The organism is Prevotella marseillensis (genome assembly GCF_900625065.1).
Classification (GTDB): domain Bacteria; phylum Bacteroidota; class Bacteroidia; order Bacteroidales; family Bacteroidaceae; genus Prevotella; species Prevotella rara.
Genome location: NZ_UYXY01000001.1, coordinates 3,131,994 through 3,150,645 on the forward strand (window position 1 = coordinate 3,131,994; position 18,652 = coordinate 3,150,645).

The 18,652-nt window shown below is 39.1% G+C and carries 16 protein-coding genes; 7 read left to right on the forward strand and 9 right to left on the reverse strand.

Annotated elements, in window-relative coordinates; genetic code table 11:
* Positions 1-19: 19 nt before the first annotated feature.
* Complete coding sequence (locus tag EJL04_RS12520; protein WP_125105146.1) at positions 20-1,129, reverse strand: tetratricopeptide repeat protein; 1,110 nt, start codon at positions 1,127-1,129, stop codon at positions 20-22.
* A 395-nt stretch (positions 1,130-1,524) separates the two neighbouring features.
* The gene (locus EJL04_RS12525; protein ID WP_125105147.1) at positions 1,525-2,208 is read right to left on the reverse strand and encodes a hypothetical protein; all 684 of its coding nucleotides are present in this window, start codon (positions 2,206-2,208) and stop codon (positions 1,525-1,527) included.
* 471 nt (positions 2,209-2,679) lie between these two features.
* Between EJL04_RS12525 and EJL04_RS12530 the strand changes: the two genes are divergently transcribed.
* From EJL04_RS12530 to EJL04_RS12560, 7 genes are all read left to right on the forward strand, one after another.
* Entirely contained in the window at positions 2,680-3,915 is a 1,236-nt protein-coding gene (locus EJL04_RS12530) for a M20/M25/M40 family metallo-hydrolase (RefSeq protein WP_125105148.1), read from the forward strand.
* A 138-nt stretch (positions 3,916-4,053) separates the two neighbouring features.
* Positions 4,054-5,340 carry an IS1380-like element ISBf11 family transposase gene (locus EJL04_RS12535; RefSeq protein ID WP_125105149.1) on the forward strand — a complete coding sequence of 429 codons (1,287 nt, stop codon included), beginning with the start codon at positions 4,054-4,056 and terminating at the stop codon, positions 5,338-5,340.
* 301 nt (positions 5,341-5,641) lie between these two features.
* On the forward strand, positions 5,642-7,048 hold the full coding sequence (locus tag EJL04_RS12540; protein ID WP_241209996.1) for a radical SAM/SPASM domain-containing protein: 1,407 nt from the start codon (positions 5,642-5,644) through the stop codon (positions 7,046-7,048).
* Entirely contained in the window at positions 7,048-9,336 is a 2,289-nt protein-coding gene (locus EJL04_RS12545; protein ID WP_125105150.1) for a DEAD/DEAH box helicase, read from the forward strand. Before EJL04_RS12540 ends, EJL04_RS12545 begins: the two co-directional genes overlap by 1 nt.
* Before the next feature lie 13 nt (positions 9,337-9,349).
* A complete protein-coding gene (locus EJL04_RS12550) occupies positions 9,350-11,995 on the forward strand; it encodes an amidohydrolase family protein (protein ID WP_125105151.1) in 2,646 nt (881 codons plus the stop codon).
* 9 nt (positions 11,996-12,004) lie between these two features.
* Positions 12,005-12,337 (forward strand): hypothetical protein, encoded by a 333-nt coding sequence (locus EJL04_RS12555; RefSeq protein WP_125105152.1) that lies wholly within the window; start codon positions 12,005-12,007, stop codon positions 12,335-12,337.
* 41 nt (positions 12,338-12,378) lie between these two features.
* A complete protein-coding gene (locus EJL04_RS12560; RefSeq protein WP_125105153.1) occupies positions 12,379-12,873 on the forward strand; it encodes a hypothetical protein in 495 nt (164 codons plus the stop codon).
* Between the two features lie 796 nt (positions 12,874-13,669).
* Here EJL04_RS12560 and EJL04_RS12565 read toward each other — a convergent pair.
* The 7 genes from EJL04_RS12565 to EJL04_RS12595 form a co-directional block, all read right to left on the reverse strand.
* On the reverse strand, positions 13,670-14,077 hold the full coding sequence (locus EJL04_RS12565; protein WP_021854096.1) for a hypothetical protein: 408 nt from the start codon (positions 14,075-14,077) through the stop codon (positions 13,670-13,672).
* Positions 14,070-14,666: an RNA polymerase sigma factor gene (locus tag EJL04_RS12570; protein WP_021854095.1), complete on the reverse strand. Its 597-nt coding sequence runs from the start codon at positions 14,664-14,666 to the stop codon at positions 14,070-14,072. The genes EJL04_RS12565 and EJL04_RS12570 overlap by 8 nt, the downstream gene beginning before the upstream one ends.
* Positions 14,667-14,683: 17 nt before the next feature.
* On the reverse strand, positions 14,684-15,310 hold the full coding sequence (locus EJL04_RS12575; protein WP_082335126.1) for a BACON domain-containing protein: 627 nt from the start codon (positions 15,308-15,310) through the stop codon (positions 14,684-14,686).
* A gap of 15 nt (positions 15,311-15,325) precedes the next feature.
* A complete protein-coding gene (locus EJL04_RS12580; RefSeq protein WP_021854093.1) occupies positions 15,326-16,744 on the reverse strand; it encodes a serine/threonine-protein kinase in 1,419 nt (472 codons plus the stop codon).
* Positions 16,745-16,793: 49 nt separating this feature from the next.
* Positions 16,794-17,174 carry a DUF805 domain-containing protein gene (locus tag EJL04_RS12585; RefSeq protein ID WP_021854092.1) on the reverse strand — a complete coding sequence of 127 codons (381 nt, stop codon included), beginning with the start codon at positions 17,172-17,174 and terminating at the stop codon, positions 16,794-16,796.
* Positions 17,175-17,303: 129 nt separating this feature from the next.
* Positions 17,304-17,714: a hypothetical protein gene (locus EJL04_RS12590; protein ID WP_125105154.1), complete on the reverse strand. Its 411-nt coding sequence runs from the start codon at positions 17,712-17,714 to the stop codon at positions 17,304-17,306.
* Between the two features lie 12 nt (positions 17,715-17,726).
* Entirely contained in the window at positions 17,727-18,650 is a 924-nt protein-coding gene (locus tag EJL04_RS12595) for a hypothetical protein (RefSeq protein WP_125105155.1), read from the reverse strand.
* Between the last annotated feature and the right edge of the window lie 2 nt (positions 18,651-18,652).

The window sequence follows — 18,652 nt, forward strand, 5'->3', positions numbered from 1 at the left end:
TTTTAGGCAGCCGGCATGGTCAGTTTGCAGGCAGGCTTATTATGTTTCCGTTGAAGCTCTCCTTCATTCCCACTGCGGTCTCTGCCTGTTCCACCATCTGGTTAAGCTCCTTGTTGGGCTTCACCAGTGCCGCCATGCTCAGGAAAGTTCTGTAGTAGGCCTTCTCCATGTCGTGCTTGCCCACAAGTCCGTATGCCTGCGCCGTGTTGAATATCGTGGCCATGCTGTTGCGGTTAAGTTTAAGCGCCTCACGCCATGCGTATATTGCCGACCAGTATTTGCCCTGCTTGTAGTAGCCCTCGCCCAATGCGCGCTTTACTACAAACAGCACCGTATGGTCCGGCTGCATCAGTTCGATTGATTTTTCCAGATAGTCAATGCCCTCGGCCACGCTGTCCATGTCAACACACACGATGCCGAGCCGGTAAAGGCATCCCGCATTTTGCATTTTGCTCTTTTCGGCTGCCTTGGTGAGCCATCTGCGTGCCATAGGGTTCTTGCCCGTCTGCATGTAGGCCATGCCGAGCGAGTAGACAGTGTTGTAGGTAGAGTCGCCCAGTTCAAGCAGCCTGTTGTAAGCATTTATTGCCTTGTCGTAGTCGCGCATCAGGAAGTTTGCGTCGGCATATTCGCGCAGCACGGGCAGACACGCAGAGTCTGTCTGCATATATCTGGCCGTAATGTCATAAGCCTTCTGCGGCGACGATATGTTGTCGTCGCTGTTGTATATGCGTGCCATATATGCCGTCACGATGCCGTCCATAGGGCACCTGCTCAGCAACCTGTTACCCCATTCAATTTGTTTTGCCGTGTTGTCCATGTATCTGTAGCAGTCAAACAGCCGGCGCATCGTCTCCTGGCTCAGACTGTCGGCGCCTTTCTTTGTCATACCTTCGAGCATTGCCGCGCATTTGCGGTATTCGCCGCGCATAAACAGGCAGTGCGCCATCTTGTCCTTTATAGCGTCAGAGCTGTCGGCCTGCAGCGCCTCGCCGTAATATCTCATGGCGTTGAACGTGTCGTTTATTTTCATGCAACTGTCGCCCAGCGCTTCTGTTGCGTTATTGTCGGCTCTGGCTGAGGCTGCCGTCAGGGCCATTAGCAATAGTATAAGACTGATGATTTTCATGGCAATAAAATTTTTATTTTAGCGATATATTCTTTTCTTTATGCAGAAGGCAAATTTCTGTTTATGTTATGCAAATATAGCGAAAATATAAGAATGTAGTACAGAATATATTATTTTTAACTAAGTTATTTAGTTTATATTCATGGTCTTCATTGTTTGCCGTGTATTTTTCTTTGTGACGACATACGGTTAAGGTTATTATTCAAGCGCTAAACGTGGTGTTGCTTTTTGTGTCGATATGCCCGCATGTTGATATTATTCTTTAGAAAGTTTGGATTATTCGATAAATCAAGAAATTGAAGTAAGATAACATGAAAAAACTTTCATGACTTGCACAATCGCCATTGCAGACATACATTCTTTGTTTAATCAGAATCAGTCTCTTGCATGTTTTCTTAGAAATCCTTACCGTCTATATCTATAATCAGCACACCATCCTCTTCCAACATGTTTTTATTAACACCCAGTTCATCCCAAATTTTATTATATTTCTTTATCCATTCGTCGCATTTTACGGCCTTTTTACCCCATGTGGTGTCATTTTTAAAGTTAAGAAATATAAGTTTAACATCATTATAGTCTGTTTTCTTGTTCTTAGACAGTTCTTTCATCTTTTTCAAAAACGCCAGTCTGTTTGAAATCTGATAGTATTTGTGCAGCCATAATTTATTTTCTTCGTTTGAGTTATAATGTTTTTTAATGCATAACAGACTTTTTATTTTCATGCCGTAATTTTTGTTCTGATCCTGATTAGAGCCGTCAGGCTCACGGTTTCCGAGGCATATTTCATCCAAGTGCGATTTAGCTTCTATAAGATATAGATTATTATTTTCGTCTTTTGCTATACCATCCCATTGCGGTTGTCTTGTCGGCCAAAAATCTTTGAAATCTTCGCTAGATAATCCAAGTTCGCCACACATCTTTTCTCCGTTCAGTTGAAGTTCTTTAAAATTATCCTCCTTAATCGGGCATATCCAGTTGAGCTTAATACCAAGCACCTTATCCAACAAATCTTTATGTTCTTCAACCAATAATTGAATCATGCCTTTACTTCCTTTGGGATAATTGTTTCTATTCATAGCTTACACGATTTTGGGATAAAATAACATAAATAAGAATTGGCAGTTTCGCAAGTATTTTGTATCTTTATGATTGAAAATAAGATAGTTACAAATAGTACGAGCGATGATAACCAAATACAAAGTTACTGAATTATTCTGTATTGTCGATGAATCTGAGTATCGAATTTTCAATAAATCTGCATATTCCATCACCATGTGATGACGGTATAAGGCACAGAAACCATAAAGGTAGCATGTTGTTTCTTTGATAATAAGTCGGAGTCATCAATTGTAATAAAGGAGAATACTCTATGATTTGAACTTTTTTAATATTTCTTATCTCGAACTTGTTTATAATATTTTACTTTGGCTATTTTCATTAAGTTGAAAAATTTTTTGTTACATCTTTGTTTTTGCATTTTCAATATAATATAAATATTATAGATAAAAAAACAATAGCCCAAAAGATTTTGTAAAGGCACTAATAATATGATAATATTTAAAAATTTTTATATAGTTATTTTATTTTCTAAATTCGAAAAAATCCTGAATTTTTACTATGGAATATGTATTTTATATGAAAGTAGTAAAATTACTTGCCATAGTTTGATTATAATTGGATTTGCTGCAAGGTTTTTCCAATTAATTTCTTTAAATTTGCAATTAAAAATTGGTGTTATGGAGTTTAATGTAAGTTTTTTAAAACATATATCGAGTATAATTGCACCTTCTGGTTATGAAAAAGAAGTTATTGACGTATGGTGCAAAGAAATATCGCAATATGTAGATGAAATAAATCTTACAAATATAGGTAATGCTGTAGCAGTAAAGTATGGCTGTGGGGATAAACGAAAAAAAATAATGATAACAGCTCATGCTGATGAAATAGGAATTATAGTGACATATATTGATAACAATGGTTATTTGTATTTTGATGAAATTGGTGGAATAGATACCAATATTCTTCCTGGTAGAACCGTTTTGATTAAAGGTGTCGATAATAATATTGTTAGGGGTTGTATAGGTGTTAAACCTATTCATCTTCAGAAGGAGTCTGGTTCTAAACAATCTTTAAATCCCGAAGATTTATGGATTGATATTAATGTTGACAATAAAGATTCGGCTCTAAAACTAGTTGAAATTGGTAATGTAGGAACATTAGAATCATTAGCGTATCAGCAAGGAAATAAGTTGATAGGTAAGGCTATGGATAATAGGTGTTCTCTTTCTGCAATAGTTTCTATAGCTCAGAAACTTGCAAAAAAAGAGTGCAATGATGACATCTATTATATTGCTACAACTCAGGAAGAACTTAGGGGAAGAGGTGCTCAGACTGCTGCATTTACTATAAACCCGGATATTTGTATTGTTCTAGATGTAACCCATGCAACAGATTATCCTGGGATGTCACCTGTAAGAGATGGCGAAATAAATTTGGGAAAAGGGGTTGTTATTGCAATTGGTCCTAATATGGACAATGAAATTACAAAAAAAGTTGTATCTTTGGCGAAAAATTTAAATCTTAGCTATCAGCTGGAGGTTTGTGCACGCCCAACAGGTACAGATGCCAATGTGATTCAGATTAGTCGTAATGGAATATGTACTTTGTTATTAAGTATCCCATGTCGATATATGCATAGTCCTGTTGAGACTATAGATATTGAAGATTTAAAAAGCTGTTGTACTTTAGTGACTAAGTTAATAGAGAACAGGTATTATTTATAAACCCTAAATTCCGCAGCATTTTAGTTTAACTTATTTTATAAGTACCTGAGCAACAAAAAGTTGCTCAGGATTTTGCTATGTCAGATTTTTCACCTATCTTAGTGTTGCAAATCAAAATATGTATCAAACCCGACAGACATGGCAAAGGTAGCAATAAAATCTGAGAAACTCTCTCCTTTTGGAGGAATTTTTTCAATAATGGAGCAATTTGACTCCAATCTCTCATCTGTAATCGACTCAACCCTCGGTATGAGATGCAGGCTGTATGGTTATCAATACAGCGAAATCATCCGTTCGCTTATGAGCGTTTATTTCTGTGGCGGCTCATGCATAGAGGATGTCACCACTCATCTGATGTACCACCTCTCGCTTCATCCGACACTTCGCACATGCAGTGCCGACACGATTCTCAGAGCCATAAAGGAACTGACCCAGGATAACATTTCCTACACATCCGACACTGGCAAGACCTACGACTTCAACACGGCAGACAAGCTGAATACACTGCTCCTCAATTGCCTATTGTCCACAGGGCAACTGAAAGAGGGCGAGGGGTATGACGTTGACTTCGACCACCAGTTCATAGAGGCTGAGAAGTATGATGCGAAGCCTACATACAAGAAGTTCCTTGGTTATCACCCTGGCGTGGCGGTTATTGGCGACTTGATTGTCGGCAGTGAGAACAGCGACGGCAACACAAATGTCCGTTTCCACCAGAAGGACACGCTGAAGAGGTTCTTTGAAAGGTTTGAACAGAACAAGCTTATTATCAACCGTTTCAGAGCTGATTGCGGCTCGTGTTCTGAAGAGATAGTGGAAGAGATTGCTAAACACTGCAAGACCTTCTATATCCGTGCCAACCGATGCAGTTCGCTCTACAATGACATCTTTGCCCTCAGAGGTTGGAAGAAAGTGGAATTGGGCGGCATTGAGTTTGAGCTGGCCTCCATTCTCATCGAGAAATGGAAAGGGAAGGCATACCGTCTTGTGATTCAAAGACAGAAGCGGATAGACGGCGAACTCGACCTGTGGGAAGGAGAATACACCTACCGCTGCATCCTTACAAATGACTACGAGTCTTCCGAGAAAGAGATTGTCGAATTCTATAACCTCCGTGGAGGGAAGGAACGCATCTTCGATGACATGAATAACGGATTCGGCTGGAACAGGCTTCCAAAATCCTTCATGGGAGAAAACACGGTGTTTCTTCTGCTTACGGCACTCATACGCAACTTCTATAAATTCATCATGGCGAGGCTTGACGTGAAGAGGTTCGGACTCAAAGCAACAAGCCGCATCAAGGCGTTTGTCTTCAAGTTCATCTCTGTGCCAGCCAAATGGGTCAGGACATCAAGGCAGTATGTGCTGAATATCTATTCATGCAACAACGCTTATGCTGATGTGTTCCAGAATGACTTTGGATGACACCGACAACTTATGGTCGTGATTTTGCGTATTGCCTCAAGTCGCATGGTGGGGTAAGGGGATTTAATGCGTCTTTGTGGCGATTTTTGCTGCGTTGCACCCTCTTTTGCCACAGTGTCGCTACCTTTTTGACCTCTGTGTCATCTTATGAGGGCGGTTGCGGATTTGAGGTAAACTAAAAAAAATAATAAAAATGAAAAAGAAAATTACATTTAACTGGTCAGAAAAAAAATTTTCTGATGCAGAACGCGTAGGAGCTATGTATTGCTTTAAACGCTGTGATGTAAACCAGAATTAATTTTTGGTTTACAAAAAGATTGATGCCCCAAAAAATGGGGCATTTTTTTATTTTAAATTATTCTTGATAATTATGAATGGAGAATTAGATTACGATGATATACTTCATTTCCCTAAAGAAATAGTTGTAGAAAAAATAAATAATTATTATTTGGTTATTGCTGTTCAAACTGCAAATTGGATAGTTTTATATAATTCCAGTCAGATAGATTTTCTAAACATGTTGCGTTCTGGAATATGCGTTGGCGATATAATAGGAACTATAAAGACTGAAAAAGCGATGGTTGACCTAAAGATCGTTTTGGCTGCAATTTTTGCAAGAAAGTTAGCAGGAGTCAATGAAGATGTACCTAAAGAATATCTTGAAGGTTACAAAATGCTTAATATATATATTACAAATGCATGTAATCTTAAATGTAAACATTGTTTCATGCTATCTGGAAAGAAACTGGAAAATGAATTAGCATTAGAAGACTGGATGAAAGTATTAACTTCATTTAAAGAAAATGGAGGAGAATTTGTGACTTTCTCTGGTGGAGAACCTCTTATGTTTAAAAATTTTCCACAAATAATAAATCATGCCCATAATTCAGGATTGAAATGCACAATCCTTTCTAATGGTCTGTTGTGGTCTGATAAATTGATAAAAGAGTTAGCTCCAATTATTGATGAAATTCAGTTTAGTCTTGATGGAGTTGATGAAGAGACAAATTCTGCAGTAAGAGGAAATGGACACTTTGAAAAAGTTGTAGATACGATAGTAAAATTTGCTAATGCAGGAGTAAAGACATCTGTAGCTACAACATTTACTTATGATAATCTCAATGCGAATACGCAGATTAGGTACAAGAATCTTGTTGACGCGATAAAAGGAAAGACATTTGGTAATGATGTATTCTTCAAACTTAGCAAAAAGCTTCTTCCTGGTAGAAATGTTAATTTTACGGCTGAAGAGAATGAAAAATATTCTGCAATAATAAAAGATATAGAAAAGTACGTTGATGAAAATGCTGATTATGAGAATTTTCTTGCAGGCCATACACCAAATTTAGTAGCAATAAATTGTGGTCTTGGAGGTATATCTATCAGTGCAGATGGAAATGTTTATTTCTGCAATAGAATAAATGAAATGGAAACATTTGGCAATGTTACAGAAAAGCCAATGTCGTTTTTCATGGAAAAAGGTAAGGAAATACATTTGGCTACTTCAGTGGATAATGTGATACCATGTAAGGATTGTGAGTTGAGATATATTTGTGACGGCGGATGTAGAATTGATGATTTCGATTTTGCTGGTAAAATGCAATCTTCTGTTTTACCATATCATCAAGTCAGTTGCAATGATGATAAAAAAAGCAGATTAAAGAAAAGAATGATAGATAGCTTTAATTATTTTTACAAGTTTGACTAATGGAATATAGGCTGGTATGTATATTGAATAATACGACTGCGAATAAAAATGTAGAAATTGAAGTTTGTATAGAAACAGGCTCCAGGTCTTTGTCTCCGTTTCAAAGAAAAGTAAACGGAGACGATATTCGTCGTTCTAAAACTTTTCAGACAGATCATTTGGCTCAAATTCTGTTTATGATTGGGCAGGAAAAACAGCCGTTTATTTTTTTTCCTGTACAAATGACAAATGAAGAGCTTATTCAGGTTTTGTCTAATCATGAATGGATATACCAGCGTTCTAGAGGGAAAAATTCATCTCTAAAAAGAATAAAGAATATAAAATCTGTTTTGAAAAGTTCTTTATTTGCTGATAAAATACACATCTGTAAAGGAAAACTTATAGGTAGAGAAATTTACATATCAGATATTCGAATGTGGTGGAAAAATATGAATTTAAGATTTAGATATGAGGATTCTGCTACACTATATCCAATATGTTATACTTCTATTCCGATTAAAGATGATAATAACAATTTCTTTTATAGGGATAAAGAGAATGAAGATATATTTATAGAATCCATAAATTTAAGTATAGATAGATTATATAGCACTTTATCGTTAGAAAAACCTGACGTGGAGATACTTAAAGATTTTACATCTAAGGGGTGGAAACTCTATTTTCCTTCTTCGAAAGGGACGTATTCTGCTGCTTCATATCATAGAGAAAAGAATGGAATTGAGTGGTTTTCATCTAAAAATGAAGGAAGCGATGATTCTTTAAATATTGAAGATATACTTTATGCATATCTTAATAGCAGAAATTATACAGAATCAGATGGTAATTTTAATTTGTTTGATTCTGATAAGATAAAGAATCTTACTCCAGAGAAGTTTGTCGGTAGTTTGATTCCCAACAATATAAATATCGAGAATTTTTATAAACCTATAATACCTTTATCTGATAGCGAAAGAGAAAAAATAACTTCGATAGTTATTGAAAATGTGAATGTACATTTGAAACCATATCAGATGGATGGCGTTATGTGGTTGTCTCAGCTCAGAAAGAATCATAGGGGAGGGCTGCTTGCTGACGATATGGGATTGGGCAAGACATTACAGACATTGGCTTATCTTACTACAATAACTGAAGAAAATAACAGATTTCTTGTAATATGTCCAGCTTCACTTACTGCAAATTGGAAAAATGAGATAATGAAGTTTACTCCCCAATTATTAGAAAGAATTGAAATACAGTCATACGAAGCCGTAAGGATTCATGCCTCGGAATACCACAAAAGAGAATTTGATACAATAATAGTAGATGAAGGACAAATGGTAAAGAATGACAATACACATCGTCATAAAGCCATAGAGTCACTTAACAGGCATTATTTGATTATACTTAGTGGTACTCCCATTGAAAATTCTATTGATGAAATATGGGCACAATTTAAACTTATACAGCCAGAAACTGAGCTGATATATAATAAAATCAAGAGTTTGACTGATACTAACGATAGAAAGAGGGTAGTGGAACTGTCTAAAATGTTTCTGTCACCGTTTATATTAAGAAGGACAAAAGATGAGGTTTTGAATCTGCCTGATATGGTAGTGGAGAACGTATATATAGAGCTTTCGAAGGAAGAAAGAGAAATATATTCCAAAGTAAGAAAAACATTTCTCCTTGCTATGAGTGATGGAACTAGTGGACGATTGACCAGTATAGCACTTGAGGGGTTATTAAGATTAAGACAATGCTGTGTAAACACCAGTCTTTTGCCACTTAGTCTGAGTGGAAAAGCGATTATAGACAGTTCTAAATTCAATTTCGCAATAAAACTGATAAAGGATTTCGTTTCACAAAACCATAAAGTATTGTTGTTTTCACAATTTACTTCAGCTTTGGAGTTGCTTGTAAAGCATCCGGGGTTAAATAAACTGACCCCGTTGATACTTACAGGTGAGACGCGTAATAGACAAACACTTGTCAATACATTTCAGAATAATCCTTCTGCTACAGTTATGATGGTAAGTATAAAGGCTGGAGGAACAGGACTGAATCTTACTGCTGCCGATAGAGTAATTCTTCTGGATGACTGGTGGAATCCTGCTGTTGAGAGTCAAGCTTTTGCACGTACTCATAGAATAGGTCAGAAAAATAATGTTGAGGTATATCGTTTGGTTTGCAAAGATACGGTTGAAGAAAAAATTTTGGAACTGCATAAGAATAAAATGGAGATGTCAGAATTATTTAATACTATAAATGAAAAACTTACAATTGAAGAAATAAAACAACTTTTTGACTAATAAATCTATATATATGGAATATTTAAGTAATGCGCTGAAAGCTGTTTTTAAGGAACAGGATGGCGATGAAGTCCTTTTTTGTGCGGATATGTTACCAAAGTGTAGTCAATATAACAGAGGTGAAATTCCGCGTCCTGATACCGAAATGAATGAATCTCAAATTCAATATCTATTAAGAAAAGTAAATTCCTATAATACATTGGATCAGGAATCTATGGTAGGTCAGGTTGTTATTTCTGAATGGATGGAACCTTTAAAAGCTCATAAAGAGTTAAAATTCTTTGACCAGTCAGTATTCAATATGTTATTACATTTTGCTTGTAAGACTATATATTTAAAAAACAATGATCCGGTTTGTCATTATTCTAAATTATTAAGGTGGCATAATGTTTCTAATCTCTTTGGGGAAGATACATTCACAACTGTATATGCAGCATCTCTTGATATTGTAAATAGGTCTAAAAGGGAGTTCTTTGATTGGCCTGCATATATTGATCACGATAATAAGGAGCTAAATGCTCTGTTTAAAAATCGTATGTCAGATCTTCATATGCACTTGAAAGGTTCTTCATATAATTTTGATATGAGTTGGCTTTCGATAATGAACAATATTACTAGTATGGAGGATGTTTTTACTGAAGTATATAATTTGCGGAAAACTTACGGATGGGACAAGGACCTTTATGCAAAAATGTATAGAGCATGCGCTATACGTTTATATTTAGCTTCACGTACTGGGTTACTCTTGGAAAAAGATAGACTTACTTTTGCTCAATTGGCAAATATAATTGACGATAAAAAGTATTATGCAAATAAGGTTATTGCATCTAGTAAAAAAATTGACGAATCAGCTAAACGTCAATTATTAGAATCTCATTCTTTAGAATTTTTACTATCTAAAGCGAAAGAAACATCAAAATATTTTGAGAACAGATCTGATTATCAGGATTTGGATTATATTAGAATACCTCATTATAATAAGGATAATATAAGGTCTGTACTTTCATCAGAAAGAGAATTGATGTATAAAGTCTTCAAATTATTGTTGGAAGGGTGTGATGACTATAAAGATATAAGTTCGCTTTTCTACGCTTACCTATGTTATAAAATTAAATTCCGTAACTCAGTTTTACAATTAAATACAACTGTTGGTTTTTATAATTTTACATTGTTTGAAGAAATTAAAGACAAGTTTATCGTAAAAAACTATAAGAAATATCTTTATAAAGCAGCGATAGAATCATTTTTAATAAATGGTAAAGAAAGATATCTTGAAACACGCATAGTTCCTGATACGACAGAAGATGGAATAGCAGAAAAAATAAAAGAAATTGTAGAAAGTATTGACAAAAAATTCAGATTTAATTTCTCCATTATCTTTCATTTCATAAAAAGCCGTGATGAAAGAAATGATAAGGAGTATAGGCATAAGGAATTAAGAGAAGATATTAAAAAACGAGCTTTTGCTATCTATAAGTTCCGTAATAACGCCAAATATCTAGGAATAGGTTCTGAGGATTATGCTCTTGCTGGATATGTAGTAGGAATAGATGCTGCAAATTCAGAGATATATTGTCGTCCAGAAGTCTTTGCTCAGGCTTTTCGGTTTCTTAAAAATCATAATGTCAAAAATAATGGAAGACAAAGACCTAATGATTTGAATATTACCTATCATGTAGGAGAAGACTTTTTTGATATAGCAGATGGACTCCGTGCTGTTGAGGAAGCAATGATTTATTTTAATTTGAAGAATGGCGACAGATTAGGTCATTGCCTTGTTCTTGGTACTGATGTAAGAAAATATTATACGATGCGCTATAACACAATTTGTTGTACTAAACAGGTACTTCTTGATAATATGGCGTGGTTACACCATAAATGCAAGAGACTATTCGGTTTTACTTCTCTTTGTTATTATTTGGAAGGCATATTTAATCAATACTTTTATGAAGTATATCAAGGACAAATATATCAGGATGGTAAGATTAATTATGAGTTATTGGATGATCCTGATGTTAAAAAGGATATCAATGACTATTATCAATCGTGGGTATTGAGAGGAAATAATCCTAAATTTGCCAGTGACAGAGAAAAAAGTGATGATGAATTAGAGCAAGAATGGGATAACTATGCAGAGAATCATGAATATGGAATAAAAATTGCAGATTTTAATGTTAATGCATTAGAATTATTTGACCAATATCATAAAAATGATGTTATAGAAAGAGGTGCGGAAGCTGTAGCCTTTACAATAAAAGAAAGCTATGTAGAAGATTTTTATAAACTTCTTGAGGCAATACAGGAGCAATTGCTTCAAGAAATTGAAAAGAAGAGAATATCCATAGAATGTAATCCAACATCGAATTATAAGATTGGAGAGATGTCAAGTTATGATGAGCATCCTATATTGAAATTCTATAATAGTGGTTTGAATACTCCATACCCAAAACATGACATTGCTGTTTCAATTAATACAGATGATCAAGGTGTTTTCTCAACATCACTGGAAAGAGAATATTCATTAATAGCTTTAGCAATGGAAAAGAATCAGACAGAAGGATTTAAAAATTCACCTCGAAGAATCATTGACTGGCTTGATAAAATAAGGCAAATGTCTGTTGAGCAACAATTTGATAATGATATTTTTAATTATAAATAAATTTTAGTTATGAGAAAATTTTACAAAGAATTCGCTTTAAAGAAAGTTCTTGAATGTGGCGGTGCAGAATATTGGAAAAAAGTCAAGGTGGGAAAAGTTGTTTATTTAAATGATTTAGATGAAGAAAAATTTAAGGATTTTTCTAAACAAGTTGGAGTTAGTATAGATAAAAAAGGAAAAAAAATCATTGGTGTTATTCCAGAAGAAGAAGGAACACTTATTAAGGACTTCCTTGATATGGGATGGGATAAATTATTCTGTGCAATAATCAGTCAAAACGATGATTCAAAAACATTGGAGAATCGTTTCAAGGTAGCTATCTATATAGCTAAGGGACTATAAAATATATAAAATCATTAGTGTCCCATTTTAACGGGACACTAATGATTCAATATGTTAAATTTAATGCCTTTGGATTTAATGTAGATTTTGGAAAAACTAATTATGCAAGAATTGAACAAGAAAATATAATTTGTAAAGCATTAAATTCTGTGGACATAACTTTCAATGTTTATATTTATTTCGAGCGGAAATGTTATAATCTTTGTCTTCAATATAGCAAAGAATATAATAAATTAGATTTTGAATTATTAAAACTGAAAAGATTAAATGTGCATCACAAATATTATGTTTTAGGAAAGAAACCATGGGAATATGACAATGACGCTTTAGAAACTTTATGTTTAGAGTGTCACAAGAATAGGCATAAATTATCATCTGTACCAATATATCAAACATCAAATAATGAGATTCCTGTGAGATACGCTTCGATATGTCGGAGATGTAATGGAACAGGATATTTGCCACAGTATAAATATTATGAAAATGGAATCTGCTTTGAATGTGGAGGTGAAGGAGTTGTTTTAGATGATTTGTAAAAAATGATGTTGAATTAATATTGCTAAATGGAATTTATAAAGACAATTTTTCTTTGGAAAATACAAAATTCAGATATATTCTATTTCAATAAAAATAATTACTCACCTTAATATGTCAATGGTAAAAACTTATGACAAAAATATTTTTCAATCTGGAAAATGTAAAGTAAACGTATGTTAATTAAACGACAATAAGAACGTCGCTTCATTAACATACGTTTGCATATAAGCCGAAAAATGCCACTAAAATCAGTCATTTCTGGGCCTGAAACCATAAGTTTGAGCTTCAGAAATGGCACCTTTTCATCCGTAAACGGGCCACTTTTTATGCGTAAGTGGCCCGGTTATGTTTTTTAACACTTCTATTTTTCACTCTTATTTGCTGCAACTCCTTGTTAGTCAGTGTCTTAACAAAACGCTCCGTTTTTTGCCCTTTTCTGCCCCAAACCGCGGTATGGCGAAGAGCATGCGTGTTCTGAGAGCGTCAAACGGTCGGGAAAACATGAAGAATGTTTACAAATTAGTTGCGTTATATTCATCAGATCTAATCTGAAAACTGCTATAGTTTATTATTTCATAAATAATATAATTGTTTATAACGCGCCTCGGCAAAGCCAAGATGTTTGTTACTATGCAAAGATAAGAATTTTAAGGCAAATTATCGATTTAATGATTAATATTGTTTGCAATAAAAATATCCGCAGCACCTCAATGGGAGAGGGCTGCGGATAGTAATTCTTAAGATGTCCATGCGGCTGCCGTTATCGTGGCGGCCCGCCGTATGTGTCTGTATGGGCTACATTAAGTCCATGTCCTGATAGGTGTCGCTGCCGAAGTGATCCGTCGCGTTGTCGTCGTCGAAGCCGTCGCTGTCTGTCATGCCGTCGTCAGTCATGTCATGGCTGTCGCTGCTGTCGTCATACGGTTCGATGTCTTCATAGCTGTAAATGTCGTCGTCTTCGTCTGCCGGTGATATGTAGGGCAGGTCGAAGTCGGTGTCGAGCTCCTCGGGTATCTCGTATCCTCCGTCTACAAGATTTTCGTAGTAGTCGTCTACCTGGTCGTTGGCGTCGAGTATCTCGCCCATGGCGGGGTCGTCGGCACACATGTCCATGAAAGCCTCTTCCTCGTCGGGCGTCATATTTCCGTCGAGCCATGCCGAAAACATGTTCTCGTCAAGGGTAAAGTTGCCGTAGTCATCCATGTCGCATTTCCTCCGTTCTTAGTGTCTTTAAAAATTGTTCTTTAGCCATCTTGTGCTTGTTGTAGAAGGTGTTCATGTTCATTCCCATCATCATGGCCGTCTCCTCGTTGGTGTGTCCGCATAGATATCGCAGCCTTATCAGCCTGCTGTATCTTCTGTTGGGCATCAGCCTCAGTATGGTTTCGGCGTCGTCGGCCTGAAGAGATGAGATGTCTAACTCTATAGATGCGGGAATGGTGTCGATTCTTACACCCTGGCCGTCAAATTTTTCAGAAATTTGTTCTGTCGGCATTTTTGTCCTGCGCTCATATCTCTTGTAGCAGTAGAAGAGGCACACGGCCTTTAGCCATGTGAAGAGCGTGCTCTGGTATCTGAACCCTTCGAGCTTGCATTGTCCGCCGGCTTTGTCGGGAGTCATTATGTGGACGTATATTTCGCTTATAAACTCCATGCACGACGAGCAGTCTGTGTGGTAGTTGTCGTACACAGACTTGAAGAGCGGATAGCATTTACGGTAAAAGAAGTCCCTTGTGACCCGGGCGTCGCGCTGCAGCAGTGCCCGGACCACTTCACGGTCAGTGATATTCATGTCAGCTTATGTTGTTCTTACTTCTTGCCGCCGATGAGAGACTTCAGCGAGAACGGCTTTTTCTGATAGATCATCAGTTCGGCTTTCTCATCGTAGCATTTTACGGTGAGCACGCCCGAGCGTTCTCCGTCTGTCTTGTTGGGGTCGGCGGTAAGCGTCAGCTTGTTGCCGTTTTTGGTGACGTCGACCCATTCCGGGAAGGTGTAGGTCCAGTCGTCGTAGTTGCAGTTTACCGTCACCTCGTGGTTGTCGCTCTTCTTGCCTGACGACTTAAATTCTACCGACGACACCGACAGGCTGAGCCTTACGGGGTCTTTGGCCACCTCGGGCGGAACGGCAGAGTCGGCTTTCTCGAGCACGACGGTTTCTTTTTTCGTCACGGTCCTTGTCTTTCGCGTTATCAGCTTGATGTTGCTCCTGCATATTGCAATCTGGTTGTCGCACATGGCCTTCTTGGTGCTTGAGTCGTAGGCCTTCTTGGCTGCGCTGAACTTTGCAATGGCCTGTTTCTGCGAGCTTACGGTCTGCTTCAGCTGCAGCTTCTGTCCCTGTGCAAACAGGCGGTCGCCGGCGGTCTGTGCGTTGGCCTGAAGAGACAACACGGCAATGACAACGGTTAAAAGAAGTTTGGCAATAGTACTCATAGTTCAAAAAAAAGATTATGGATTATAACTTAATGCGTCTGTAATGTTCTTAACTCTGGTGTGGAATTCTTTGGCTATATCCTGCATGTCGCTGGCCTCAAAGTCTTTAGCCTTGGCTTCCAGTTCGGCCTTTGCCTTCAGCAGGGCGTCCTTGGCCTTGTCGCGGTTGAGGCTTATGTTCTTGGTGTCAGGCTTGTTCTCTGTTATCTTTTTGGCAATGGCCAGTGCCTCCATGTATTTCTTGTAGGCGTCGATATAGTGGCGTTCGTATCCCTCGTCGTGCCTGTCGCCCGTGGCGAGGCTCTTGTCGGCCGTGAGGGTGAGGGTTTCGGTCTTGGTGCGCAGCGAGTCGTTGGTGGCTTTTATCTCGAGAGCTATCTGCTCCTGCTCCACCTTCTTGTTGTGATATGACACGCCTCCTATGGCTATTATGGCAACCGCTATGGCAGCGCAGGCGGCAGCTATGGTTATTCTTGTCGACTTCTTTAGCTGTCGCTTCTTTCCGTCGAGGTTTTCTATAGCCACGCGCATCTGTGCCGCTGTCTGATAGCGCACGTTCTGGTCTTTGTCGGTGGCGCATTCTATTATCTTGCGCATGCCGCGGTCTTTGATCTGTGCGAGTGGAATTTTCTTGTGCAGCTGTTTCTCGAGCACTACGTGCGACTGTCCTTCAAACGGCACATGGCCTACGATGCACTGATAGAGCAGTATGCCCATGGCGTATATGTCGGTGGTCTGGTTCTGGTGTTTCAGGTCGCCTATGGCAAGCTCTGGCGCGGCATATTCAGCCTTGCCCATGAAGGTTCCGGCAGTTGTCAGTCCGCGGTCGTTGGTGGTGAGCTTGTTCACCTGCTTCGCAATACCGAAGTCGATCAGCTTGATGTGTCCGTCCTCGGTCAGCATGATGTTCGACGGGTCGATGTCGCGGTGGACGTATCCTGCGTCGTGCAGCGCTATGAGTCCTGAAAGCACGTTGAGCATTATGGTCTTTGCAAAGTGTACGGAGTCGGCCTGAAACTCTTTTAGCAGCTTCTTGGCAAACGGATTCTCGTGGCCGTCGGCGTCGGTGCACTTGCCTTCAAAGATGCTCGACAGCGGAATGCCGTTAAGCAGCTCGCTGACAACGTGGTAGTGCTTGCGTGTCATCGTGCCGTGCTTAGTCTCGGTTTCGATGAATCCGAGCATCTCTATCAGGTTGTCGTTGCGCAGGCGTATTGATGCCTCGCGCCGTGCCCTCTCTATGGCGTGTGGCGGCAGGTCTTCATAAAGAAACTTTATGGCGACGGGGCGCGATATGTTGGTCGCTATGTCTATGCAGACGCCCTTCATCACCTTGCCCATGCCTCCTTCGCCTATTGGCGGATTGGCGGTGTCAACCTCAAAACATATGTTTTTTCTTTTCTCTTCTTCTCCCTGTAGTCTTATTTTTGCCATTTTTTTATTGTTGTTTTTTTCAGTTCTTTGCTTGTAAAGGTGTTGTGTGTTAATAAACAGGCAGGCCGTACTTGTTCTCCTCGTCACTGTCGGTGGCAAGAAGTATTATCAGCCATATTGTGCCTATGAGCGGTATCAGCGATATGAAATACCACCATCCGCTGTGGTTAGTGTCGTGCAGGCGCCTGACAAGCACCGATAAGTATGGCACGGTGAGCAGCAGGATGCATAATACTGAACAGATAGATAATGATATCGTGCAGCCGTCGTAGCCTCCCAGCAGATAGCCTATGACGGAGAATATGGTGAGCGAAACGATCTGCACAATAAAGATGAAAAGCCAGAACCACCAGAATTCTGATCTCGATGCGCGCCCGCTGAAGGTGGCATATTTGTTTATGCATGATCTGACTGAATCTGTGAATGTCATGACAATATGTGTTATAATAAAAAAGTGCCGGAACCGCTTTGACCGCTACCTGAGGCGCAGCATGCAACGCGTCGCTGCTGCAGCCAGGTGTCCGGGCAAATCCGGTTCTGACACAACGTTGATGAAATGTTATTGATTCTGCTGTGTGCTAAGTTCTGAAGGAGTGAACACTACGGTCATCTCGTTGCCTTCCATCTCGTAGACATACTGAAGTCCGATAGAATTGCGCGACAGTATCTTTACAAGTTTCTGCATTCCCGGCTCTGTCAGCTTCTTTGACAGCGTGCTCTTCACCGAGTCTGCCGCAACGTTGCTGAAGCGGTCGTCGCTTACCTTTATCCTGTATGTGAAGAGGCTGTCGCCCTGCTTGTATTCACATTTTGTCAGCACCGTTCCGTTAGCAAGGTCTTTGCCCGGCTGTGAGTTTATCTCTTCAACAAAGTTCTGCAGCAGTTCAATGTCTTTGTTCTTTTGCTTGCAGCTTACGCACAAAGCCGCCGTCAGCACGGCTATGGCGGCAAATATGATTAACTTTTTCATGTTGTGTGTGTTTTACAGGATATTAAACGTGGTGGTGTAAATTACGTCGCCCGACTCGATGACTTCCACCTTGTATTCGCCGGCCTTCCAGAATCCTTCTTTAGGCGAGCCGAACTGTCCTAACTCTATCATCTGGTTCTTCTTCGACTTCTCGAGTGTTATGTTCATCTCCGAGGTTACTTTCTTTCCTGGCATGCAGATGGTCTTTCCGTTAGGTCTTGTAACCCTCAGCTGCAGGTCGAAGTCCTGTGCCTTCTCTCTCCATGGCGCAAACTCTATGCGTGCCTGTATGTATCTTGCGTTGAAGCTGCGCAGAGGCTGGTCGTAGGGCGTCTTCTCCACGCCGTCGGCATCGAGCAGGCGGAAGGACATGTTGACAATCTTGTCGGTGAGCACGCTTGGCGGAAGGTCCTTGCGTGCCTCCTCTTCCAGTCTGTTCATTGATTCGCGCTCAGCCTTTAGAGCCGTCTGGTATTCGTTCTTAAAGTCGGTGTCTACATCCTCAAATCTTGAGAAGTAGCTTGAAAACACTGCCGTGAAGTCTTCGGTCTTTGCGGCATATACCTGTATGGCTATCTCAACCTTCTTGTCTTCAACGGTAAGCTTCACGGTCTTGTGCTTGCGGTTTACCTCGTTGGCAGCTATTATGCTGGGTATGCGCTTATACGACATCTCGTCAGCGCCCACCTTGAATGCCTTTCTGTGGAAGGTGTAGAGTATGGGCGAGTTCTCGTCGAACGTTATCCAGTAGAGCACTCCCTCGCGGCGGAAGCATACACTGTTGTCAGACGTGTCGACAGAAGGTTCGTATTTCTTCTTCTGCAAATAGTTGTAAAGTTTTAGCTGTGCGTCTTTCTGAGCCGGAGTCAGATCGCCTGCCGATGCTGATGCCGTAAACGCTAAAAGCAGGCAGATAATGATTTTTAAAGTTTTCATCG